We start from the raw sequence: 23,923 nt of genomic DNA on the forward strand, positions 1-23,923 counted from the left end.
AGTGAGTTAGATCTCGCCCTGACTGTTTGGTCTCGTTCGGCAACACGCTGATTCAACCAGGCATTAACTTCATCCTCAAACCAGCCAACACGACGCATACCAATACGGAAACCTTTGGGGAATTCTCCTGCGTTGATCATGTCCTGAAATGCGCTATCGGATTTCAGGCGTAAAATCGCTTTGACTTCTTTCTTCAGTAAGATTTTTCTTTCTGCTGGCGTCACTTTATATATCTCCGTCAATACCGAACGATTCCGGCGTTGTGGGGATATTTGCAAAAAGGGCAGTGTGCGGGGAAGGGGCTATGATTCCATTAAGTCTTAATGGAACCAAAACCCTTAACGGAATATGTTTTAGGCCGGTTTGGTGCTGTCAGAGGCGTTTTCGTCGGGGATTCGGTATTGTTGTAAGGCTTCAACCCCATCATTGCGCCATCTTGATAATGTGCCTTGGCTAATAGGTATTTTATAACCTTGCTTTTGTGCTGCCGCTTCGATGGCTGCCGCCGTTTTGGCTGGCTGATCAAGGTCAAAACCAGCACATTTCGCCAGTATTGTAATCAGAGCTTTCATTTTGTCAGACGGCCTTTGCGTGGTAGAACCATCTGCTATGGGTTGCGCAGGTCTTTCTATTTCGCCATTAATATAGCTCGGTAGGACAGCGCCTGTTTTTGCGTGCTCATACAGATTTTCAATATCACTGCGTAAAATAAGCAGCGATTGAAGATTGTAATGAAGTTCGGTTTTTAATGCGGCAATTATACTGGTTACACTTGGTATTTTAATTTTTACTGGGGTTGTATGTATGAGACTTAACTTATTTTTATTATCTAACTCTGACGTTAGATAGCGATTATGGGACACTTCCCAAACCCCAGTAACTGTAAGTGGGTAGGCGACGTAATGAAACCCATGCTCATCAGATGTTGGAATGCTTATATATGATTCCTCAGCGCCCCCCCAAGCCACCGACGCCCCTAAGTTATTGCTATTTGCTATAGCCAAAAGAATTTTCTTTTGCTCACTATCACTCAATTCGCTATCGCTACTAAAATAAACAGTCGCGGGTATTCTGTCGATCAAATCAACGGCAAGCGTTATTGCCTTAATATCATGCCAGTGATAAAAATCTTCGATCTCACATTTCAGCAACTTAGCCGCGCGGGGCAAGGAGCAGTATTCAAATGGCGCTATCCCTTTATCTTTCCAGATGTTCGTTACTGAATGATTTCCTGCCATAACGCCCCCTTGCGTTCCCCTATGGTAAAAACCAGCGCCAACCCATAGGGGCTGAGATATCCTAGGCGCAGCTTATTCGGTTTCTATCGGTTATCACCGGAATGCACATAATAACGTCATTTTTTCTACTTGGGTGTGATTTTTACTGTGATTTTATCCACTACTTCCCAACCACCCGTAAACCGCGAACCGCTTCAGATGCTAACGTCTTGCCAGTAGCAGCACTTTCGACAAATTCACCCCACCAGCACATCAATATCTTGCGCTGTTCCAGATAGGTGGAGCGGTTATAGGCTCGGCGCACTTCGTTGGTGTCTACGTGGGCGAGGGCGGCTTCGATCACATCTGGCGGGAACCCTTCTTCATTGGCGGCGGTACTGAATATGGCGCGTAGGCCGTGGGATACCAGTACGCCTTTGTAACCCATACGGCGCAATGCGGCGTTAGCGGTTTGGCTGTTCATAGGCTGCTTCGGATCTTTATTGGATGGAAACAGATATTCTCGGTGTCCGCTGATGGGCTTCATGGCATCCAGAATGGCTAACGCCTGTGGGGGTAGGGGAATAACGTGCTCACGGCGCATCTTCATACGGCTGGCGGGGATCGTCCAGGTACTTTCCGTAAGATTTATCTCGCTCCAGCGGGTTTCAGCGGCTTCAGCAGGGCGGGTGACGGTCAGTAGTTGCCATTCAATCAATAAGCGGGTTTGTAGTTCGATACTGGCGACCGATAGCGTTTTCATCAAGTCAGGTAATGCCTCTGGCCGGATGGTCGGCATATGAGTTTTAACTGGTGTCTGAAACGCTTTGCGGATCTTGGCTGCGGGGTTAGCAGGAATCAGCCCAGAGTTAACCGCGTAATCCATTATCTCGTTAATTCGCTGGATTACTCGTTTGACGGTTTCCAGCTTGCCGCTGGCCTGTATCGGCTCCAGCGCGGTGATGAAGTGACGGGCGGTAAGCTGGGTGATCGGTAGGGTTCCGATGAACGGGAACACGTGTTTTTCCAGCGAGCGCCAGATATCTTTAATGGTGTTCTCTGCCAGCGGTTGGGATTTTTTCACTTCGTACCAGTCTGCGGAAACTTTGGTGAACGTGTTCAGATTGATGGCTTGTTCTTGTTCGCGCTGCTGTTGCTGGTGGAATTGCGGATCGATGCCTTTGCTTATCAGTGCCTTTGCCGCCTCGCGTCGTTGTCGGGCTTCGGCCAAAGAAACCGCAGGGTATGAACCAAAACTGATTAATGCACGTTTCTTCGTATCGGGACGGTAATAATTAAATCGCCAGATTTTAGAACCGCTCGGTTTCACCAGCAGATACAACCCATCTCCGTCCTGTAGCGTATATTCCTTCTCGGCAGGTTTGGCGGCTTTGATCTCGGTATTGGTCAGTGGGGTAGTTATACGAGCCATCGTAGTTATACGCTTTTGTAGTTATATGGGGCGGTATAACTAAGCGTATAACTAAACTTTCCGGCTGTAAACGGGGTATCCCGATAGATAACAGGCAACAAAAAACCCGCAAACTCAGTGAGAATGCGGGTTTCTGTGGGGTTTCCGGTAGTAAACGATACTTACCGAATATGTATTTGGTCGGCACGAGAGGATTTGAACCTCCGACCCCCGACACCCCATGACGGTGCGCTACCAGGCTGCGCTACGTGCCGATGCTATGGGTATTTATACTACCTTTTCCTGACCTTATTGCAATAGCCGGATGGAATGACTGCTTTAGATTTAGGCAGTTAGTTGGCGATAAAGCGCCTTTCGTTTGTTAGTACCTGCAAGAGTAGCGCAAGCTGTGGTTTTTCATCATTCAACCGATTTCCCGCCATGTCGTAAGCTCGGTAGTTGCCGTTGCTTTCCAATACGATGAGCTGATCCTGCGTTGTGATTAGCAGAGTGCCACCGTTGCCGTTAATCAACCACGGGTAGCGTCGCTGGGCTGAGAACAGGTCTTCACCCTGCGAATAATCATCCGTGCTGTTTTTAACGTGGAGCAGGCGCTGCATTAGCGTGGTCATGACGTCTTTGTTATCCGTCATTTTCGTAATAGTCTGCGCAGGCGTGTTCGGCCAGTGAACAATGAGCGGCGTTTGCCACTGAGTTCGGGCAAAACGTGCCGCGTTGCTGGCATTAGCATTCTGGTTTTGTGCCGTTGTCACGATGACGACGGTGTTATTCAGAATGTTTTTTTCCTGCAGGGTATGAATGATTTGCCCAATCTGGCGATCGACGTCCTGAATATTCATGCGGCCGTTAGGCCCAGCATCTTTGCCATCTGCGGTTTTCGGTGCACTGCTCAGTTCAACGTAAGAGAACCAGGGGGCGGGGTTATTATCGCGGCTGAGCCATTCCTGCCATTGCGTGATGATGGCATCGCCGCTTTGCTGCTGCGGCGCAGGTAAGGAGAAATCAGAAAGCAGCGCCTGACGATAAAGCGGGCTGTTGAAGCCGTTCGCCGAAAATAGTCCGAACTGATAACCCTGCTGGCTTAACGCGGTGATTAAGGCAGAAGGTTTGCGCGCGCTCAGGATGCCGTCCATGTAGGTTGTCGAGAGGCCGTAAAATAGGTTAAACAAGGCGGCGTCCGGCTGAGATCCTGAATCGTAATGATCGCTAAAGCGCACGTTTTCTGCGGCGAAGCGCGACAGGTTTGGCATCCGGTTTTGTATGGCGTCGGGCTGCGTATCGTCGATCATCACCATCAGCAGGTTGTAGCCGCTGCCGCTATCGCGGAAGGTGATGTCACTGATCGGATACTCCACCGTCATGGCTTCAGGATTACCCTGCTGCGTCAGGCGACGCTGATATTCCTGTGCATCCAGCAGACCATGTTTTTCCAGAAACCGGCGTGCCGTCATCGGATAAGACAGCGGCAGGTTGGCACGCTGCATGGTAATTGGGCGATAGAAGTTCGCATCGGCCCAGATGTACATCAGGTGCGACGCGAAGAACGCCGAGATGAAAACGCCCGCCAGCGGTTTGCCAAAATGGCGGCGATTCAGGCTGCGGAGTTTTTGCCAGCACCAGGTGCCGAACAGCATTTCCGCCATGAAAATCAACGGAATGCCGATAAACATCCACTGCCAGTCGCGGGCAATCTCACCCTGTCCGGGGTTGACGACGAGTTCCCAAACGGTGCTGTTGAGGTGCAGGTGAAAGCGTGTAAAGACCTCAACATCCACTAGCAGTATCGTCAGCCCAGCCGTTGCCAGCGCCGCAGACAGGAACCGCAGCAGGCGCTGCGACATCACAATAAACGTGAGCGGGAAGATGACCAGCAGATAGGCGGCAAAGACGATAAAGCTAAAATGACCAAGCCAGCTAACCAGCGCGTAAAGTCGACCGAACAGGGACGTCGGCCAATCGGCAACAAACAGGTAGCGGCTACCCAGCCCCAAAGTGAGCAAAATGTTGAATAAGGCGAACCAGTGTCCCCAACTGATCATCTGGGAGACTTTTTCGCGGTAGCGCTGACGGTTGGTTACCATACGTTGGTCAAAACTTAGTGAGCTTTATCGGCTTTTTTAATCGAAGCCTGCAGGGCTTCAGCGAAAGAACGCGCCAGAACCTGACGTTGTGCAGGCGCGATGCTGGTGTTAATCAGGTTTGTCACCATGTTACCGAGCACCATCAAAGCAAGATCGGTTGGGGCGTGGTGCTTTTCCAGAACATTGACCATCTCAGAAAGCAGTTGTTCAACGTGTTCGTCACTATAACGGGATGATTGTGGCATAAAATGGCGTATCTCAAGCTGGTAAAGTCGCTTATCTTACCGTATAGGCTTATGCTTTTCTGCACTTTTATCATTAACGTACTTTTATCACTGGCGTGCTTTTATCAATAAGTAGTGTAGACGCTTAGCGCGCGTACAGATGTAAAGGGCCAGCTTTAATGTGTTGCGGGCCGTTCGTATCAGTGTTTGAATACGCGCCTTGCCAAAAGGAGAGTTTATCATGAGTCTGGATATCGCCCAGATTGCCCTGCATCAGCTAATTAAACGTGACGAACAAACGCTGGAAATGGTGTTGCGTGATTCCCTGCTGTCGACCAATGCTGCAGTAGAAGAGATGATGGCTGAACTGCATCGCGTCTACAGCGCCAAGAGTAAGGCCTATGGGCTGTTTAATGAGCAAAGCGAGCTGGCGGATGCGCTGCGAGCTTGTCGCAAAGGGGATGAGGACTTTTTGAGTTTCTCACGCGCCGCGACCGGGCGTCTGCGTGATGAACTGGCGAAGTACCCGTTTGCTGAAGGCGGTATCGTGTTGTTCTGCCAGTACCGTTATCTGGCGGTCGAGTATTTATTGATATCCGTGCTTAATAGCTGCAACAGCATGCGAGTTAATGAACAGCTGGATATCAGCACCACGCACTATCTGGATATCAGCCATGCCGATATCGTTGCGCGTATCGATTTGATGGAATGGGAGACCAATCCAGAATCGACACGTTATCTGACGTTCCTTAAAGGCCGCGTTGGGCGCAAAGTCTCTGACTTCTTCATGGATTTTCTGGCCGCGTCAGAAGGGCTGGACACCAAAGCACAAAACCGTGGCTTGCTGAAAGCCGTTGATGAGTATTGTGAAGAAGCCCAGTTAGATAAAAACGAGCGCCAGAATTATCGCCAGCAGGTGTATAGCTACTGTAATGAGCAGTTGCAGTCCGGTGAGGAAATCGAGCTGGCGTCGCTGTCGCAGGAATTGCCACCGCTGGGCGAGAAAACCTTTCAGCAGTTTTCAACCGAGCAGGGTTATGAGCTGGAAGAGAGCTTCCCGGCCGATCGTGGAACACTGCGCCAGTTGACCAAATTTGCGGGCAGCGGCGGTGGCATCAGCCTGAATTTTGATGCGCTATTGCTCGGCGAGCGAATTTTCTGGGATCCGGCGACGGATACATTGACGATTAAAGGCACGCCACCGAACCTGCGCGATCAGTTACAGCGTCGGACAAGCAGCGGTAAGTCGTAGACATCGCACCAGAATACGCTGCCCTTTTTCTTACTTTAGGAAAAGGGCAGCGGCTGATAGCGGGTTGAAACGATAGAGATTAGAAGTATTTAAGCCAGCGGATGTCTCTGCGGCGGGCTTTTAAGCGGGCAAACGCGCGAACTGGCGAAAATAACACGACCATCAGCACCAGAGTGCACACCCACAATTGCCAGACGGCGGAAAAGCCGAACCATTCTCCCTGATTCTTCCCCCAGATCGCGACAGCGATTAAATACATCCCTTTTAAAACATACAGATGCAGTAGGTAGAAAAACATCGGTGCGGCACCGAAGCTCGCCAGTATAACGAGCCAGCGCCGTTGCTGCTGACGCTCGAATACGGCAAGCAGGCAAAGCCCGATGCTAAGCGTCAGGCAGAGGAACAGCAGCGATGGCGGGTATTTCGTGATGTTGAAATAACTCATGAGCGTTTGTGTGATGACATCACCCTGCTGCCAGGGTTTTTCACCATACAGATTGATGCTACGAAGAACGAAGAACAGCGCTAGCGTGATCCCAGCCAGAGTGAGCAGGACTTTCTGGCGCTGAAGCGGAAATACCTCTTTTTGATATAGTGCTCCAGCGACGTAGCCAAGTGAAATGACGCCAATCCATGGCAATACCGGGTATGAAGTACGCATACGGAATGTGTCGCTGATGTCTATCCAACCGCGATCGTGCAAAATCGCCCAGGGAATAGACCAGATGGAGCCTGCGGAAGCCTGCAGAGAGTCCAGCAGGTTATGTCCGCTCACGATAACGATGCCCAGAATGAAAACCAGCCCGACAGGGAGCCAGATCAGCGCGCTGAGGGCAAGCATACTCATACCGATAGCCCAGATGACCTGTAAATAGATAACCTGCGGCGGGAATTGGAACGTCCACGCGAAGTTGATTAGCGTGAGCTCAAGAAGAATAAGAATTAAGCCGCGCTGGAACAGGAAGAGGGCGGTTTGTCGGCGATCTTGCACTTTCTGATGATAAAGCGCGGCAGAAAGCCCGGTTAAAAAGACAAATACGGGAGCACACAGGTGCGCCAGCGTGCGGTTGATGAATAGCATGGGTTCGGTACTGGTTACATCAATCGGATCGGCGAGTTGCAGGTGTAGATAAAAGGTTTCCCGCACATGGTCCAGTAGCATAAGTACCATAACCAGACCGCGTAGGGCATCGATAGCGATAAGTCGCTGTGAGAGATCACGAGACATGTTCACATTCCTTTGTGAATGAACAAATTTTTATAAAAAAAACGCCGCATAAGCGGCGTTCTTCTTTTCCGGCGTCCCGGAAAACAACTTCAGCGCAAACTAAACGCGAACGAAGTCGATGTGAGTCAGTTTTGGCTTGTAAACGTGACGTTGTACAGCCTGAACTTTAACTTTAACTTCTTTGCCATCGATAGACAGGATAACGGTTTCACCGTAGAAGCCTTCTTTCACTTCTTGGTTTTTTACTGAGTCGTGATCCAGTTCGATAGATACTGGTGCTTCTGAACCACCGTAAACGATGGCTGGGAATTTACCAGCTGAACGCAGGCGGCGGCTCGCACCCTTACCCTGACCTTGACGTGCTTCTGCTTTGATAGTAATCATTTTCTTCTCTACTTATATAAAGTAATCCTGCTACAGGCGACCCAGCAGCAGGTTGGGTTATTCAGCTTTTGCGAACAAAAGCGGGCTGAATTCTAGCGGAATATGGCTCTGCGGGCAAATGAATCCCAAAATTACTTAGCCGCGGATCTCGTTGGCGCGGCGAAAGCGGCCCTGATAATCAAAGAGCTTTTCGCGTATTTGCCAGAATTTTCCATGTTTACGGGCGACGACAAAATCAGGTGCGCGTAATAATAGCTGCTGTGCGATGACGTCGGCGGCATTTTGCCAGTTAAACGGGGTTCCCGGTGCGCGTTGGTGAACACGTAAGAACTGTTGCAGGAAAACGTGGCGCTGAGCGGTAGTGTGCAGGCGAAAACGTTCACTCACTTCGGCACCGTCTTCATCGTGGTAGGTAATTTTTAACCATTCACCTTTTGCATCTTGCCCCTGCTCGAAACTCATGCCGCTACAGCGTAAAACCAATGCATCTTTCAGTTTCAACGCTGCTTTCAGCATATCGTCAGGATCGACCAATACCTCGTCACACTGGTGGCAGCGCCGCGCGGCAATGTCGTTTTCCGCGCCGCAGTGCGGACAGACTTTAAACCGAAACCGGAAATCACACTGCTGGCGTTGGCCACTTTCCGCCATTTCCCAGCCCTGACAGCGGCGGCCATAGTGTTCGATGATGTCGCCGTCCGGGGTCGTTTTCCCCCAGAACAGATTGGCAAAGCCACATTCAGGACAGAAGACCTGTACCGGCTGGCTGCCAGTATGCGGCTTGCTGTTGCCGACTTCTGGCGTATAGAGATCGTGTGGGTTGCCCGCATAATCCAGAATCAGGCAGTCCGTTTTCCCCGGATACAAACGTAAACCTCGCCCGACGATTTGCTGATACAGGCTGACGGATTCTGTTGGTCGAAGGATAGCAATAAGGTCGACATGCGGGGCGTCAAACCCGGTCGTCAGCACCGCCACGTTGACCAGATACCGCAGCGACTGTTGTTTAAAGGCGTCAATCAGCGCATCACGCTCGGCCGCTGGCGTATCGGCGCTAACCAGCGCAGCCTGTCCGGCCGGTAGCAAGGCCGTAATTTCTTTGGCATGTTCGACGGTGGACGCAAAAATCATCACGCCGCGCCGCGTTTGCGCATAATCGATGACCTGACTGATGATGTGCGGCGTAATACGCTGCTGGCGTTTGAGTTCGAGGTTCAGGTCGGCTTCGCTGAATAACCCGTTGCTGCGGGCGACGAGCTTACTGAAATCATATTGCACCACTGGCATGTCCAGCCGGTCAGGCGGCACCAGAAAGCCATGTTTGATCATATAACGCAGCGGCAGCTCATAGATGCAGTCGCGGAACAAACTGCGTTCGTCGCCACGGATCATGCCGTGATAGTGATACTGATATATCCAGCCTTTGCCAAGCCGATAGGGCGTTGCCGTTAAGCCGAGCAGCCGCAGCTGTGGATTGGTTTTTTGCAGATGCTGGATGATTTGCTGATATTGGCTGTTATCGTCGTCGCTAATGCGGTGGCATTCATCAATGATCAGCAGAGAGAAGGCACCATCGAATTGGTCGAGATTACGCGCGACGGACTGCACGCTGCCAAAGACCACCTTTCCCTGACTCTCTCGCTGCTGTAGCCCTGCCGCGAAGATATCCGCTTCCAAATCCAAGGCGCAATATTTGGCATGGTTTTGTGCGACCAGTTCCTTAACGTGCGCGAGCACCAGCACGCGGCCACGGGCAAGCCGCGCCAGTTCGGCAATGACCAGACTTTTCCCCGCACCGGTAGGCAAAACGATGACGGCCGGTTGGGTATGACGGCGAAAATAGTCGAGTGTGGCGGAAACAGCCTCACGCTGGTAAGGCCGTAGTGTGAACGACATGGCTAGTGCTGGCAGATTTTACTGGCGCTGGTGGTAAAGCCCGCATCGTGCGGGATAAATTTCCCGCGTTCGGACAGAAACTGTACCAGCATCGAGGCCGTCATATTTTCGGCGGAACAGGTGTGAAAACGCGCCTCATTGCCGAAGCGGGCTTCTATCGTGCTAATCAGCTGTTCGGTGGTAAATGACTCACCGGATGCGATCATCATTTGCAACACTTCATGACCGTGAATAGATGACATGGGGCTGTCCTTAAAATGTAAAAAATTGCCCTTATTATGCCTGTTGATAATACCTGGCGCGAGGGATAAGCAAGAGGCGTTTAAATTCAAGGTCGGCTAAAAAGAGCCACTTATGGGCCGTGAATTGCAGGACGAGTGAACAAACCCCCGTTATACTACCCTCTCAGAATTTAGGGTCTCATGATGTGAGACAGGCAGTTATTTGAGATAGGTAGTGAGCTTTAATGCGATTGGACAAATTTTTATCCCAGCAGTTGGAAATTAGTCGTTCACTGGTGGCGCGCGAGCTCCACGCACAGCGTGTTACCGTTGATGGTGAAGTGGTAAAAAGCGGTGCGTTCAAGTTATCCCCCGAGCATAACGTTGAATTTGATGGTAACCCGTTGAAACAGCAGAATGGCCCACGCTATTTCATGTTGAATAAGCCTCAGGGTTACGTCTGTTCAACGGACGATCCCGATCATCCCACCATTTTATATTTCATGGATGTCCCGGTGGCGTACAAACTGCATGCGGCGGGTCGTCTGGATATCGATACCACCGGACTGGTACTGTTAACTGACGACGGACAATGGTCGCATCGCATTACCTCGCCTAAGCACCAGTGTGAAAAAACCTATCTGGTGACGCTGGAACAACCGCTGGCCGAGGACACCGCCGCACAATTTACGGCAGGTGTGCAACTGCATAACGAGAAGAACCTCACCAAACCCGCTACGCTTGAGAAGCTAACGGATTATGTCGTTCGACTGACGATTAGCGAAGGCCGCTATCATCAGGTCAAAAGGATGTTTGCGGCAGTGGGGAATCGGGTCGTTGAGCTGCATCGCGAACGTATCGGTGGCATCTATCTGGATAGCGAACTTGAGCCGGGGGAATACCGGGAGTTAAGTGCTGAGGAGATCGCCAGCGTAAAATAATGCTGCATAGCATGACCGTTTTTCTAATCTGGAGTTATTAGTGCAATTACGCCGCTCTTCTCATTTCGGGCTGATCTTTATTCTCGGCCTGATTTCGATGCTAATGCCGTTAGCTATCGATATGTATTTACCTGCGTTGCCGACCATTGCTAACGAATTTGGCGTGGGGGACGGGCATGTCCAAATGACGCTCAGCACCTATGTACTGGGTTTTGCGATTGGCCAGATGTTCTACGGGCCGATGGCGGACAGTTTGGGACGTAAGCCTGTGATTCTCGGCGGTACGCTGGTTTTTGCGTTTGCAGGCGTGGCCTGTGCGCTGGCACAGACAGTAGAGCAACTGATCTACATGCGTTTTCTGCACGGTGTCTCCGCTGCGGCGGCTGCGGTGGTGATTAATGCCCTGATGCGCGATATGTTCTCGCGGGATGATTTTTCTCGCATGATGTCGTTTGTCGTGTTGGTGATGACCGTCGCGCCGCTCATTGCGCCGATTGCCGGTGGCTGGCTGCTGCTGTGGTTTAGCTGGCATTCTATTTTCTGGACGATCTCTGGTGCGGCTTTTCTCGCGTCAGCGCTGATTTTCTTTTTTATCAAAGAAACCTTACCGCCCGCTAAGCGGCAGAAATTTCATCTGCGTACCACAATCGGGAATTTTGCCATCTTGTTCCGCCACAAGCGCGTATTCAGCTATATGGTGGCAAGCGGGCTGTCGTTTTGCGGCATGTTCTCCTTCCTGAGCGCCGGGCCGTTTGTATATATCAATCTGTATGGCGTGTCTCCTCAGAATTTTGGCTACTACTTTGCTCTGAACGTCGTCTTTCTCTTTGTGGTCACGTTGTTTAACAGCCGCAATGTGCGACGACTGGGAGCGATGGCGATGTTCCGCACGGGGCTGGTCATTCAGTTTGTGATGGGAATATGGCTGGTGGTCGTCTGCCTGTTCGATCTCGGTTTCTTACCGCTGGTGTTTGGCGTGGCACTGTTTGTCGGCTGTATTGCGATGGTGGCGTCGAATGCGATGGCAGTGATTCTCGATGATTTCCCGCATATGGCAGGGACTGCCTCGTCGCTAGCGGGTACGTTGCGCTTCGGGCTGGGTGCTATCGTAGGCGTTATCCTATCGCTGGCTTCATTCAACAGCGCCTGGCCGATGGTGCTATCAATGGCACTTTGTTCGATTGGTGGCTTTCTGCTGTATCTGTACGCAACCCGTTCCCCCGCGTCCTGATTTTCCCTTCTTCTCAAATGCAGGAAAGATGTTCCTGCATTTGAGTCTGTTCTCTCTGATTCCTCATTTTGCTTCTTAATACGATACTCAGGCATGGCTTTTTGTTTGATTAATGTAAAATGTTTAACCCAAAAGTGAACGTGTGGGTTAAAAGGGTTGAGATATTGAGTGGAAAAGGTTACATATAGCCGGAAAAGAAGAGAGATTCGTGATCAATTTGGCATTAATAGTCCTTGCAATCAGATCTGTTAATCGTTAACACGATACGAAAAAAGCGTGTTTGTTGTTTTTTTGTTCACTAAAAGTGGCAAGGAATGGTGTAAACACGCTACTATGATAAATATGTTACTATTTTGTGAATTATTACCTGAGGAAAACAGTAGTGGACAGTTTCCAACTTTCGGTAGTTCATCGTTTGCCGCAAAGTTATCGCTGGTTATCGGGTTTTACAGGTATCAATGTTGAACCGATTCCGCTGAGCGGCAGAGAAGAAGAGAATAACCTGATTGGCCTCAAGCTGTTGAGCCATGACGGCGATATTGCATGGAAAATCATGCACCAACTGCATCAGTCTCTGTCTGAGATTCAGGTTGAATGCGCCGTCCTGGAATGGGAAGGCGAACCGTGCCTGTTTTTGCATCGTAATGATGAAAGCACGGCAATGTGCCGTCTTAAAAATGTTGGTGTCGCTATCGCTGAGTCCGTATCAGCACAATACCCCTTTTAAACCGCAGCCGTCAGCAGACTGACGCTGCGGTATTCCCTCATTTATGCTGACTGCGTTTCTGCCGTATAGGATGAAAACTGTAGCAGTTCACGCGTGTAATGTTCGGCAGGGTGCACAAATACCTGTTTGCATTCGCCCTGTTCGACTACTTCACCTTGTCGCAACACAATAACCTGATGGCACAGCGAACGGATAACCTGTAAGTCATGGCTGATAAACAGGTAGGCGATTTTGTGCTTTTCCTGTAATGATTTCAGCAGTGCCAGAATTTGCGCCTGCACCGTTCTGTCCAGCGATGAGGTGGGTTCATCAAGGATCAGCAGCTCCGGTTGCAGTATCAGGGCGCGCGCGATAGCGATACGCTGGCGTTGACCACCGGAAAACTCGGAAGGATAGCGGTAGCGGGTCGTCGGATCCAGCCCAACTTCCTGCATCGCCTCAACCACACGCTGGTCGAGTGCCTCTTTGCTCAACTTATGATGGACGGTCAACCCCTCAGCAATAATTTGCTCTACATTCAGTCGCGGGTTCAGCGCAGAGTTCGGATCCTGAAAGACAACTTGAATCCGGTGGCGGAAAGGCAGCATTTGCTTACGGGTTAGCCCTTGCAAGGGCTGGCCGTCAAACCAGATATCACCGCGTGATTGAATCAGGCGCAGCAGCGCGAGTCCGGTCGTGCTTTTTCCTGAACCGGATTCCCCCACCAGACCCAGACTTTCGCCGCGCCGTAAGGTGAAGTTGATATTGTTCACTACCTGCTTTTCGTCAACGGTACGGCGTAAAAGGCCACGTTTGATGGGAAACGAAACGTGCAGTTTCTCCACCCGCAAAAGAGGCTCGCCGACATCTGTTACTGGGAGCGGTTCGCCCGACGGCTCGGCATCCAGCAATTGGCGCGTGTAGGGATGCTGCGGTGCGCTGAAAAGTTGCTGACAGCGATTATGTTCCACGGCCTGACCGGCTTTCATGACCGACACGTTATCTGCCAACTGGCGGACAATATTCAGGTTATGGGTGATGAACAGTAAGCTCATCCCCAGTTCTTGCTTCAGCTCGTTCAGCAATTTCAATATTTGTGCCTGAACGGTCACGTCCAACGCCGTTGTGGGTTCATCGGCAATCAGTAAATCCGGCTGTGTCAGCAGCGCCATCGCAATCATGACGCGCTGGCGTTCCCCGCCGGAAAGCTGGTGCGGGAAATCATTCAATCGACTCTTAGCTTGCCGAATACCCACGCGATCCAGACAGGTGATAACTTCGCTGCGGGCTGCCTCGGTGCGCATGCCACGGTGGAGCGAAAGCACTTCAATCAGCTGTTTCTCAATGCTTTGCAAAGGGTTAAGCGACACCATCGGTTCCTGAAAGATCATCGCGATCCGATTGCCGCGTATCTGACGCAGTGTTTTTTCATCAGCATGCAGCAGCGACTGCCCCGCGAAGCGGATATCCCCTTGCGGATAAACCACGGGCGGGGAGGGGAGCAAACGCAAAACCGACAGCGCGGTGACGCTTTTCCCCGAACCCGACTCACCGACCAGCGCCAGCGTCTCACCCGCGTTCACCGCCAGTGAAAGCTGGTCGACAACGCGCTGCTCCTGACCGCCTTTGCGGAAGGCAATGCTGAGATTATCTATCTGCAATAAAGGTGAACTGGACATATTAATGCGCCTTGCTGGGGTCAAAGGCGTCGCGCACCGCTTCGCCGATAAAAATGAGTAAGGAAAGCACGATGGAAAGCACCATAAACACGGTAATGCCCAGCCACGGCGCCTGAAGGTTATTTTTCCCTTCCAGCAATAAAGTGCCTAATGATGGCGAGCCCATCGGCAGACCAAAGCCGAGAAAATCCAGCGATGTCAGCGTGGTAATCGAGCCGCAAAGAATAAAGGGCAGGTAGGTCAGCGTGGCGACCATCGCGTTTGGCAGCATGCAGCGAAACATAATGACGCGGTCACTGACCCCCATCGCCTGCGCGGCACGAATATAGTCAAAGTTGCGGGTACGCAAAAATTCCGCCCGTACCACACCAACCAGACTCATCCAGCCGAAAAGGACGGTAATGCCTAATAGCCACCAGAAATCCGGCTGAATCACGCTGGACAGCAAGATAATCAGAAACAGCGTCGGCATGCCGGACCAGACTTCGATAAAGCGTTGCCCCCATAGATCGAGCCTCCCGCCGTAATAGCCCTGTGTCGCACCGACAGCGATACCAATCACGCTGGACAGGATCGTGAGCGCCAGACCGAACAGCAGTGAAATACGGAAGCCATACAGCACCTGCGCGACCACATCTTTCCCCTGGCTATCCGTGCCCAGCCAGTTCTGCCAGTTTGGTGCAGAGGGGAAGGACGCTGTAGTGGCGTAGTTTATGGTGTCGTAACTGTAGTGAATCAGCGGCCAGATGGCCCAACCGTGGCTGCTTATACGTTCGGCGATATAAGGATCGCGGAAATCAGCGGTGGTATCCAACTGTCCGCCGAACATCCTCTCGCTGTGGTCAATGAGCACCGGCGTATAGAACTGGCCGTCATACTTCACCAACAGCGGTTTGTCGTTGGCGATCAATTCGGAAAACAGGCTGACGATAAACAGCGCCATGAAAATCCACAGCGACCAGTAACCGCGACGATTACTTTTAAAGCGTGCCCAGCGCGCCTGATTAATCGGGCTTAAGCGGCTCATTGGCGTCCCTCAAAATCGATACGCGGATCCACCAGCGTATAGGTTATGTCGCTGACGATATTCAGCAATAAGCCGATCAGCGTGAAGATATACAGCGTACCGAACATGACGGGATAGTCACGTTGCAGCGTGGCGTCATAGCCCAATAGACCCAGCCCGTTGAGCGAAAACATCACCTCAATCAGTAGCGAGCCGGTGAAAAACATACTGATAAACGTGGCGGGGAAGCCGGCAATCACCAGCAACATGGCATTACGGAATACGTGGCGGTAGAGAATGCTCTTTTCATCCAGCCCTTTAGCGCGCGCGGTAACAACGTACTGCTTACGAATTTCATCCATAAAGGAGTTCTTGGTGAGCATCGTTAGCGTGGCGAAACCGCCAATGACGGAGGCCAGAACCGGTAGCGCGATATGCCACAAGTAGTCGGTAATCTTGCTGTACCACGGCAGGGTATCAAAATTGCTGGAGACTAGCCCTCGGAGCGGGAACCAGTCCAGATAGCTGCCGCCCGCGAACAGTACAATCAAAATGATCGCAAACAAAAACGCCGGAATGGCATAGCCGATAATGATTAACGTGCTGCTCCAAGTATCGAACGGTGTGCCGTTCTTCACGGCTTTTTTGATACCAAGAGGAATGGAAATCAGGTAGACGATCAGCGTACTCCACAGCCCCAGCGTAATCGAAACCGGCATGCTCTCCTTAATAAGTTGCATCACTGAGGAACCACGGAACAGACTGTCGCCGAAGTCAAAACGTACGTAATCCCACAGCAGTTTAAAATAACGTTCATGGATTGGCTTATCGAAGCCATAACGTTTGGTGATTTCTTCGATGACTTCCGGATCGAGGCCGCGTGAACCGCGATAAGCGTTCTCGATATTCGGTGCGCCGCTGGTGCCCGCCCGTGCCATACCAGCATCCATTCCGCTATTAGCGGTATAACCGCTGCCGTGCCCCATTTCAATTGCCGCAATGGCCTGATCCACCGGGCCGCCGGGGGCAATTTGTACAATGAAGAAATTAATCGTGATGATTGCCCACAGGGTTGGAATAACCAGCAAGAGGCGGCGTAACAGATACGTTCCCATTTTTATTCCTTAACGTCGCTCTGCGGGCAGCGTGGCCGCCTGTTTGGTATCGAACCACCAGCCATCAAAGCCAAGCGAATAGGCCGGACGTATAGCGGGCATGGCGAACTTGTTCCAATAGGCGAAACGGTCATGATTGGAATACCACATCGGAATCATAAGCTGATTCCAGGTCAATACCCTGTCCAGCGCGCGGCCTAATGACAGCAACGGGGCTTTCTGCCCCTGATGCTTAACGATTTCCGCGATGAGTGAATCAATCGCGGGATCGCTGACGCCGGAAGTATTGTAGGTTGAGTCGATATACTGCGAGCTCCAGCGCATTTGCAGGCTGTCATCGGGGTAGATGAACGCAGGGTACACCGTTGCCGTCATATCTAAATCGCGCTTGCGCAGGCGGCTGTTGAATTGCGTGCTGTCGATGTTACGCACGTTCATGGTGATACCGAGTTTTTTCAGGCTCTGCTGAAAAGGCAGGACATACTGCGAATTGCCAGCGCTTGGCAGCAGTAGTTCAAACGTAAATGGTTGTCCGGTTTTGCGATTGACCAGCTTTTGATCTTTCAATTCCCAACCAGCTTCTTCCAGCAGTTTGAGTGCCTTAAGCCAGTTTTGTCGATCATAGCCGCTGCCGTCGGAAGAGGGCGGTTGATAGCTGGGGCCAAAGACCTCGGCGGGTATCTTGTCTTTCAGCGGCGTCAACCAAGTCAATTCTTCTGCGCTGGGTTCGCCTTCAGCGGCATACTCGGTGTTTTGGAAATAGCTGTTGGTACGCTGATAGGCGTTGTAATACAGCGCCTTGTTCATCCAGTTAAAGTCAAATGCCAGCGCTAGCGCCTGACGCACGCGTCGATCCTGAAACAGTGGGCGTTGGGTATTGAATACCAGCCAGCGCGTAGACTGGGCGGATTGATTGACCTGATCTTGTTTGATGATGTAGCCGCGTGCAAAGTTGCCGCCCTGATATTGGGTCGCCCAGTTTTTTGGCGAACCTTCCTCACGCAGGTCGAAAGCGCCGGCTTTAAACGCCTCCAGCGCGACACTGTCATCCATATAGTAGTCGTAGCGAATTTTATCGAAATTGTATTGGCCTTTATTGACCGGCAGATCGGCCCCCCAATAGTCTTTCACGCGAGAATAGGTGACATATTGTCCGGTACGATAGGCGGTGATGCGATAAGGCCCACTGGCCGGTGGCGGATACGCTAGCGGTTCGTTGAATTTATGATTCTTCCAGAACTTCTCCGGCATGATGGGCAGCGTCAGCAGGCTGAACATGCGATTTTTGTCGGATACGGGAAAATCGAAACGCACAGTCAGCGGTGCAACGGCCTTGGCGGTGACATTTTTAAAATAGATGCGGAACTGCGGCACGCCTTGCGTCATAAACATATTGTAGGTGAACGCGACGTCAGCGGCGGTGATCGGTGAACCATCATGAAAGCGGGCTTTGGGATTCATCTCGATTTCAATCCAGCGAAAATCCGCCGAATGGCGCGTCGTCAGGGCGACCAGCGGATAATAACTGCCGGGCTCGTCATCAGACGTCGTGAAGAGCGAATCGTAGAGGCGTTCGGTACGTGCCGCTGCCACGCCGCGTAGCGCGTAACGATTGAAATTGTCAAAAGTACCCAGAGAGCTGAGGGTGATGCTGCCGCCTTTCGGGGCATCTGGGTTGACGTAATCAAAATGGCTGAAGTTCTCGGCATATTTGGGTTCACCCAAAAGTGCAAAGCTGGTGCTGTTTTCAATCGTCTCGGCATGCACCCCAAAATGGGCTGTGCAAAGCAATACGGCAGCGATAACGCGTTTTAACATCTGACGGTAATCTCCTGCTAGTGGACGTTATCTGACTAGGCATCGTCTGATGCAGACATACCATACTGTAACGTCAACAATGCCGATTTCCTCGGCATAAAGTTCTTGAAATAATTAACATTCCCATCGGGAAGCTGCGTGTTTTCTTTTTATCATGAAATCAGGTGATAAACCTACCTTAATCACGGCCTGTTAATGTTTCAGATTGTTGAACAAGTCATATTTTGCGCAGTGTGCCGCAGAAGGGGAGGAACTTGGTGATATTCGGGGGAAAAGCAGGCATAAAAACGTAGGGAACGTTTTTCAACGTTGCATAGCAACGGCCCGCAGGGTGATGGACAAGGATGCCCGTCATAAAAAAACGTAGGGAACGTTTTTCAACGTTGCGCAGCGACGGCCCGCAGGGTGATGGACAAGGATGTCCATCATAAAAAAACGCCGCTTGTGGTCATAAGCGGCGTTGATGTCGTCTGGTTTCGTTGGCTAACAGCAAACTTCTTTCACTAACACACAGCAAGGGAGCGGTATGGTTTAGCTGGTTTTTCTTTTACTCAGGACACGACGTCCTTCCTGATAACGCTTATCCCAGTAGTCTTCTGTCATGTTGGATATAATGACGCCACTGCTGGTTGATGCGTGGACGAATTGATCGTTGCCGAGATAAATGCCAACGTGGCGACCGGTTGAACCTGCACGGAACAAAACAAGATCGCCAACGCGCAATTTGTTGCGCTGAATTTGCTGGCCCATTTCTTGCTGTTCATAAGTTGAACGCGGTAAATCCATACCAAACTGTTCGCGGAACGTGCGCTGAACGAAAGCTGAGCAGTCAATGCCACGTCGACTATCACCGCCTAAACGGTAACGAACACCTTTCCAACTGGCATATTGGGTAAGTAACTTGGACTTGATATCCACGTTACGAACCAGTGCTTCAAATTCATCCTGAGAGGCTTGCAGTAAAAGACCATCTTTGTCATTAACTGCATGCATATCAGTTTGAGCTTTATTGTTGTATGCACTATTACTTCCACATGCGGAGAGCATCATTGCTACCGCAACGGCAGGCACTGCCCGCCAGATATATCTCAGAGTCGGTTGAGATTTGACCATTGTTGTTATGTTCCCTTGCTGTCCTTAACGATAATTATCGCTATGTAGTATCCCCATTTCACTGGGGGATAAATGCCAAACGAAAACGAGAGTCAGACTAAATCAGAGTTTCTTCTTAGCCAAACACTCGTCAGCGAAAGTGTGCCAGAATGCACATTATTTCTCTTGCCGCAGGTCGTTCAGTGTGTGCTAAAAAGCAAACTTGAACGAGACTACCGTAACAGCAGTAGGATTGCGAGAAGTTTTAGCCATTTTATTTATAAGATTTAATGATGTGTTCAGATAAAAAATGTCGATGTAAAAAATCTGAAATCATAGAGATTTATACTGTCGATTTTGTAGGTAATAGCCGATTTAACAGGGAAATAGCGGCATCGCTCGCTGGCGTTAATAACCACCAACTCAATCCGACCAGAACAACCGACAGAGAACCGACTGCAATATCGGTAAACCAATGTGCACCAATCATGATGCGAGGCAATGAGAAAATCACCATGATGGCCAGACCGATAGAGAAAGCGGTACGGGTAAAATAGCGCAGCATAAAAGCAGCAAAGATCATCAACATCATGCCGTGGTCGCCGGGGAAACTGTCCGATGACGCATCTTTGGTCGGAATACCCGTTAAGTCTGATACGCGGTTGACGTCACTAAAATAGAGCGTTGGGCTGGCGTGTTGCACCGGCAATAAATGTCCTGCCTGATTCAGCACGACTGCTGTTAACAGCATGATAAAACCAAGAATCAACAAACGGCGACGCTCCGTGGACGTCGCTTTTAGATAAAACGACAGATACAGCAATCCCATTGCAACGAGCGCACAGCCGTCAAACGCGCGGTTATTGGTAACCGCAACCAGATGTAAAAACATCGGGCTATCAACCAAGAGACGGTTGAAATAGAAAAAGATATGGCTGTCGAGAGTCAGCCAAAAACCATGATTTTCCAGTAGATACCAGGATAAAAACAGACTAATGCCCAACACATTGAGCACTAAAATAGAAGAAAAACGGGCAAACGACATAAAGCAAACTATCCGAACAAAGACGAAAAAACACTACTTTACTCCACATTAACTAAACGAGCCTTTAACAACGAGGTTTGTAACGTATTCCATTCTGCGGGTATTTCATTAATGATTTCGATACGGCTATCAATCGGTGCCGCCGATCGGGTTTCTATATGCAGATCGTGTCCCTGACGGTTGACGACGAGCGTCCCCTCCTTTATATGCATCACCCCTTTAACCCGACTCACGGGAGAAAGGCGTACCCAGTCCAACAGGGCAGCGGTATCAAAAGTGGTTTCAGGTGCGAATATCCAGCCACAGGCGTGGTAGCCCTGTCCCTGATTGAGAGAGCGTCGCCAGGGTTGACCACCCGGTAATTGCAGCGCGGCCAGGCCATTTTTGGGTTGATGCGCGTGGTGATGTGCACCATCTGGAAGTTCGCGTATACGTTCTTGCGATGAGGGGGGGCGCGGTTGGTCGAGCAACTGCCAGTCAACATTTCCCTGACTAACCTCGATAATTTGTCGACCATCGCCGTTTACCTGCTGCCACTGCTGCAAGGCCGCGAGATCGTCGGCGGTATAAGTATCTCGTTTGTTAGCGATAATCATATCCGCGGCGGCAAGCTGATCGCGGAAGTTCTCATTTTCCGTATAGCGAGTATCACTCAATTGACGCGCATCTAGCAGACACAGCGTCGCCTGTAATGTCAGCCAGGGCTGATAGATATCACTTGTCAGCAAGGAGAGAATTTGTTTCGGGTGGCCGAGCCCCGTAGGTTCGATGAGCAACCGATGGGGCTTCTTCTGTTGCAGCAGCATATTCAGGCCAACCTGCATCGGCAAGCCGTTTACGCAGCACATGCAGCCGCCGGGAATCTCTTTCAACACCGCGCCGCTGTCCGCCAGTAGCGCACCGTCAATACCCACTTCGCCGAATTCATTGACCAGCACCGCCCAGACTTCGTCTTCAGGCTTTTGCGACAGAAGATGACGAATCGTGGTGGTTTTTCCACTACCGAGAAACCCTGTGATCAAATTGACTTTCGTTAGCATGGCAGGCTCCTATGCGGGGGAGGGTTGACGTGTGCCGGATAGATCATCCGGCGACAAGTATTGTGCGAGAAGCACAAGGTAGAATGTTAGTCTGCGCGACCCATGTAGCGACGTTCTGGAATATGAATACGGATCTTTTCGCCCGCGCTCAGATATTCTGGAACAGGGATAACCAAACCGGTGCTCATGGTCGCAGGTTTGTTGCGTGAACTGGCGGAGGCACCTTTAATGCCCGGTGCCGTCTCAACAATTTCCAGATCGACCGTTTGTGGCAATTCCAGCGCGATGATTTGGCCGTCCCAGCTCAATACCTGAATCCCAGGCATACCGCCTTCAGGGATAAACAGCAGCTCTTCTTCTATTTGATCTTTTTTGAAGAGGTAAGGGGTGTAGTCCTCATCATCCATGAAGACGTACTCGTCGCCGTCAATATAGGAAAAAGTCACCGTGCGGCGCGTCAGCGTGATGGTATCGATAATGTCGTCGCCTTTAAAACGCTCTTCCACTTTCAAGCCCGTGCGGACATCAGAAAAACGCATTTTGTACAGCGTGCTGGCACCGCGGGCGCTGGGGCTCTGGACGTCGATGTCCTTTACCAGCAATAACTTGTCATTATAGTTAACGACCATTCCGCGTTTAATCTCGTTCGCTCTTGCCATAAAAATTACCTGCTATTAGGAGTGTGATTTTTGTGGCGACACGTTACTCGCGCCGAAGAGTTCAGGCAAGTATAAGATGAAAGGGCTGATATTGGTTTTTGGTAGAAGGGCTGTTATGGTGGCGCTCTCTACTTCTTGTCAGCGCACCGGAGAGTTTGCTGATGGACTGTCGCCCCCATTGCGGTGCCTGTTGTACCTCACCATCGATTTCAACGCCGATGCCGGGTCTGCCGCATGGTAAACCTGCAAACACGCCTTGTATTCATCTTGATGAGGCGATGCGCTGCGGGCTGTTCCATTCTCCACTGAGACCTGCGGTTTGCGCGGGGCTAAAGCCGCGCGCGGATATGTGTTTCAGCCATCGTGATGAGGCGATGATTTACCTGCTGAAGCTGGAAGCCGACACCGCCCCTTAATGTGCAGCGATCAAGCGTCTTTGATGCGCCACATACAATAGATAGAGCCAGCGATCATCAGCAGCGCGAAGAAGAAGACGGCGTGATAGTTCCAGATTTCAGCAACAATCCCAGCCAGCGAGCCGGAGATGATCCAGCCAACGCGTGTGGTGTTGGTAAACAGCGTGGTTGCCGCGCCTGCCTGTCCGGGCATCAAGTCCTGAAAGTAAAGCATACCGATTCCCGCCAGAATACCGATGAAAATGGCGTTCAGCACCTGTAACGCCAGCAGTGCTATTTCGCCATCAAGAACCAGCAAGCCGCCGAAGAACAGTAAACCGGAAGCAACGGCAAGCCGCATCAGGAAACGTTTACCGAAGCGTTTGGCAACGTAGCCGGCAATCAGCATCACCGGAATTTCCAGCCCGGCAGCCACACCCATCATGATACCCGCCAGTTTTTCCGGCAGATGCAACTCATGCACCAGATACAGCGGCATGTTAATGAGGTAAATGCCGTTGCAGGTCCACATCAAGGTACACGCCACGAACAGCAAGAGCGTGTCCCGGCGGTTGCGGCGCGGTGATTCCAGTGTGGATGTGGTCTTTTCCACGGCTTTGGGCATGGAAGGCAGAAAGAGTTTGACCAGAATGCCGCACAAGATAAAGACGACAGCGGCGGTCAGGTACATCGTCGTGAAGCCGAATCCCAATGCCAGCGCAAAGGCGATAGGCGGGCCGACAACCCAGGCGAGAGAAATTTGCGCGCGCAGGATAGAGCTGAACATCGCCGCTTCACGACCCGTTTTATCCGCGTGCTCCCGCGCCAGCGCAAAAAGCTGTGGGTTCGCGGTCGAGCCAAAGCTGCTCAGCAATACGCCAATAAAGAGCAGGATAAAGTAGTTACGGTTCCAGGCAAACAGCATGCAGGCGAGTGCGCCCAGCAGGCAGCAGACGAAAATCAGCGATTTGCGATCGCCCTGACGGTCCGACCGCGTGGCCAGCATTTGGCTGACGACAATCCCGATAACAGCGCTACCGGTATAAAACATCCCGACTAAGAAAGGACGAGCCTGGACTTCGCTGGAAAGAAAGAGGCTAAGCGTAGGAAGTTGCAGGGCACCGGCCGTTCCGGTCAGGAAGGCAATAACTAAAAATGCTGACGATGTCAGATCGAGCGGACGTCGCGTTGTATTTGCAGGAGTGAACATAAATTGATAGCGCTTGGAAAATAGGCAGAGGCTGTCGAGCGCGACATAGTA

General features: G+C 51.1%; 23 protein-coding genes and 1 tRNA gene. 5 read left to right on the top strand and 19 right to left on the bottom strand.

Features of this window, described 5'->3' with window-relative positions:
• From H0248_RS11620 to H0248_RS11645, 6 genes are all read right to left on the bottom strand, one after another.
• On the bottom strand, positions 1-224 hold a 224-nt coding region (locus tag H0248_RS11620; RefSeq protein WP_180786099.1), incomplete at its 3' end, for a helix-turn-helix transcriptional regulator.
• A 129-nt stretch (positions 225-353) separates the two neighbouring features.
• Positions 354-1,238, bottom strand: coding sequence for a hypothetical protein (locus H0248_RS11625; RefSeq protein WP_180786053.1), 885 nt, complete (start codon positions 1,236-1,238; stop codon positions 354-356).
• 160 nt (positions 1,239-1,398) lie between these two features.
• A complete protein-coding gene (locus H0248_RS11630) occupies positions 1,399-2,649 on the bottom strand; it encodes an integrase domain-containing protein (RefSeq protein WP_180786054.1) in 1,251 nt (416 codons plus the stop codon).
• Between the two features lie 177 nt (positions 2,650-2,826).
• Positions 2,827-2,903 (bottom strand) — tRNA-Pro (locus tag H0248_RS11635).
• A gap of 78 nt (positions 2,904-2,981) precedes the next feature.
• On the bottom strand, positions 2,982-4,730 hold the full coding sequence (gene yejM / locus H0248_RS11640) for an LPS biosynthesis-modulating metalloenzyme YejM (protein WP_180786055.1): 1,749 nt from the start codon (positions 4,728-4,730) through the stop codon (positions 2,982-2,984).
• A 14-nt stretch (positions 4,731-4,744) separates the two neighbouring features.
• On the bottom strand, positions 4,745-4,975 hold the full coding sequence (locus H0248_RS11645) for a YejL family protein (RefSeq protein ID WP_005967239.1): 231 nt from the start codon (positions 4,973-4,975) through the stop codon (positions 4,745-4,747).
• A gap of 220 nt (positions 4,976-5,195) precedes the next feature.
• Between H0248_RS11645 and yejK the strand changes: the two genes are divergently transcribed.
• The gene (gene yejK, locus H0248_RS11650; protein ID WP_180786056.1) at positions 5,196-6,206 is read left to right on the top strand and encodes a nucleoid-associated protein YejK; all 1,011 of its coding nucleotides are present in this window, start codon (positions 5,196-5,198) and stop codon (positions 6,204-6,206) included.
• A gap of 79 nt (positions 6,207-6,285) precedes the next feature.
• Here the strand turns inward: yejK and H0248_RS11655 are convergent, their stop codons facing one another.
• The 4 genes from H0248_RS11655 to H0248_RS11670 form a co-directional block, all read right to left on the bottom strand.
• Positions 6,286-7,434 carry a DUF1624 domain-containing protein gene (locus H0248_RS11655; RefSeq protein ID WP_180786057.1) on the bottom strand — a complete coding sequence of 383 codons (1,149 nt, stop codon included), beginning with the start codon at positions 7,432-7,434 and terminating at the stop codon, positions 6,286-6,288.
• A gap of 99 nt (positions 7,435-7,533) precedes the next feature.
• Positions 7,534-7,818 (bottom strand): 50S ribosomal protein L25, encoded by a 285-nt coding sequence (gene rplY / locus H0248_RS11660; protein WP_010277411.1) that lies wholly within the window; start codon positions 7,816-7,818, stop codon positions 7,534-7,536.
• Positions 7,819-7,953: 135 nt separating this feature from the next.
• Positions 7,954-9,714, bottom strand: a complete 1,761-nt coding sequence (locus H0248_RS11665; RefSeq protein ID WP_180786058.1) for a DEAD/DEAH box helicase — start codon at positions 9,712-9,714, stop codon at positions 7,954-7,956.
• 2 nt (positions 9,715-9,716) lie between these two features.
• Positions 9,717-9,956: a YecH family metal-binding protein gene (locus H0248_RS11670; protein WP_180786059.1), complete on the bottom strand. Its 240-nt coding sequence runs from the start codon at positions 9,954-9,956 to the stop codon at positions 9,717-9,719.
• Between the two features lie 224 nt (positions 9,957-10,180).
• On the opposite strand from H0248_RS11670, the gene rsuA reads away from it, so the two are divergent.
• The 3 genes from rsuA (at position 10,181) to H0248_RS11685 (ending at position 12,834) form a co-directional block, all read left to right on the top strand.
• Complete coding sequence (gene rsuA / locus H0248_RS11675; RefSeq protein WP_180786060.1) at positions 10,181-10,876, top strand: 16S rRNA pseudouridine(516) synthase RsuA; 696 nt, start codon at positions 10,181-10,183, stop codon at positions 10,874-10,876.
• A 40-nt stretch (positions 10,877-10,916) separates the two neighbouring features.
• A complete protein-coding gene (locus H0248_RS11680) occupies positions 10,917-12,107 on the top strand; it encodes a Bcr/CflA family multidrug efflux MFS transporter (protein WP_180786061.1) in 1,191 nt (396 codons plus the stop codon).
• Positions 12,108-12,489: 382 nt separating this feature from the next.
• Positions 12,490-12,834, top strand: a complete 345-nt coding sequence (locus H0248_RS11685) for a YejG family protein (RefSeq protein ID WP_010277398.1) — start codon at positions 12,490-12,492, stop codon at positions 12,832-12,834.
• 41 nt (positions 12,835-12,875) lie between these two features.
• Here the strand turns inward: H0248_RS11685 and yejF are convergent, their stop codons facing one another.
• From yejF to yeiP, 8 genes are all read right to left on the bottom strand, one after another.
• Positions 12,876-14,492 carry a microcin C ABC transporter ATP-binding protein YejF gene (gene yejF / locus H0248_RS11690; RefSeq protein WP_180786062.1) on the bottom strand — a complete coding sequence of 539 codons (1,617 nt, stop codon included), beginning with the start codon at positions 14,490-14,492 and terminating at the stop codon, positions 12,876-12,878.
• Position 14,493: 1 nt separating this feature from the next.
• Positions 14,494-15,519: an ABC transporter permease gene (locus tag H0248_RS11695; protein WP_180786063.1), complete on the bottom strand. Its 1,026-nt coding sequence runs from the start codon at positions 15,517-15,519 to the stop codon at positions 14,494-14,496.
• The gene (locus tag H0248_RS11700) at positions 15,516-16,613 is read right to left on the bottom strand and encodes a microcin C ABC transporter permease YejB (protein WP_014915013.1); all 1,098 of its coding nucleotides are present in this window, start codon (positions 16,611-16,613) and stop codon (positions 15,516-15,518) included. The genes H0248_RS11695 and H0248_RS11700 overlap by 4 nt, the downstream gene beginning before the upstream one ends.
• A gap of 9 nt (positions 16,614-16,622) precedes the next feature.
• Entirely contained in the window at positions 16,623-18,431 is a 1,809-nt protein-coding gene (locus H0248_RS11705; RefSeq protein WP_180786064.1) for an extracellular solute-binding protein, read from the bottom strand.
• A 531-nt stretch (positions 18,432-18,962) separates the two neighbouring features.
• Complete coding sequence (mepS, locus tag H0248_RS11710; protein ID WP_180786065.1) at positions 18,963-19,544, bottom strand: bifunctional murein DD-endopeptidase/murein LD-carboxypeptidase; 582 nt, start codon at positions 19,542-19,544, stop codon at positions 18,963-18,965.
• A 322-nt stretch (positions 19,545-19,866) separates the two neighbouring features.
• On the bottom strand, positions 19,867-20,568 hold the full coding sequence (locus H0248_RS11715) for a phosphatase PAP2 family protein (protein WP_180786066.1): 702 nt from the start codon (positions 20,566-20,568) through the stop codon (positions 19,867-19,869).
• Between the two features lie 38 nt (positions 20,569-20,606).
• Complete coding sequence (locus H0248_RS11720) at positions 20,607-21,608, bottom strand: CobW family GTP-binding protein (RefSeq protein ID WP_180786067.1); 1,002 nt, start codon at positions 21,606-21,608, stop codon at positions 20,607-20,609.
• Between the two features lie 86 nt (positions 21,609-21,694).
• Complete coding sequence (gene yeiP, locus H0248_RS11725; RefSeq protein WP_010277377.1) at positions 21,695-22,267, bottom strand: elongation factor P-like protein YeiP; 573 nt, start codon at positions 22,265-22,267, stop codon at positions 21,695-21,697.
• A gap of 161 nt (positions 22,268-22,428) precedes the next feature.
• On the opposite strand from yeiP, the gene H0248_RS11730 reads away from it, so the two are divergent.
• On the top strand, positions 22,429-22,683 hold the full coding sequence (locus H0248_RS11730; protein ID WP_180786068.1) for a YkgJ family cysteine cluster protein: 255 nt from the start codon (positions 22,429-22,431) through the stop codon (positions 22,681-22,683).
• Between the two features lie 10 nt (positions 22,684-22,693).
• Here the strand turns inward: H0248_RS11730 and setB are convergent, their stop codons facing one another.
• Positions 22,694-23,872, bottom strand: a complete 1,179-nt coding sequence (setB, locus tag H0248_RS11735; RefSeq protein ID WP_039288087.1) for a sugar efflux transporter SetB — start codon at positions 23,870-23,872, stop codon at positions 22,694-22,696.
• Between the last annotated feature and the right edge of the window lie 51 nt (positions 23,873-23,923).

The sequence above is a fragment of the Pectobacterium brasiliense genome, assembly GCF_013449685.1.
Classification (GTDB): domain Bacteria; phylum Pseudomonadota; class Gammaproteobacteria; order Enterobacterales; family Enterobacteriaceae; genus Pectobacterium; species Pectobacterium brasiliense_A.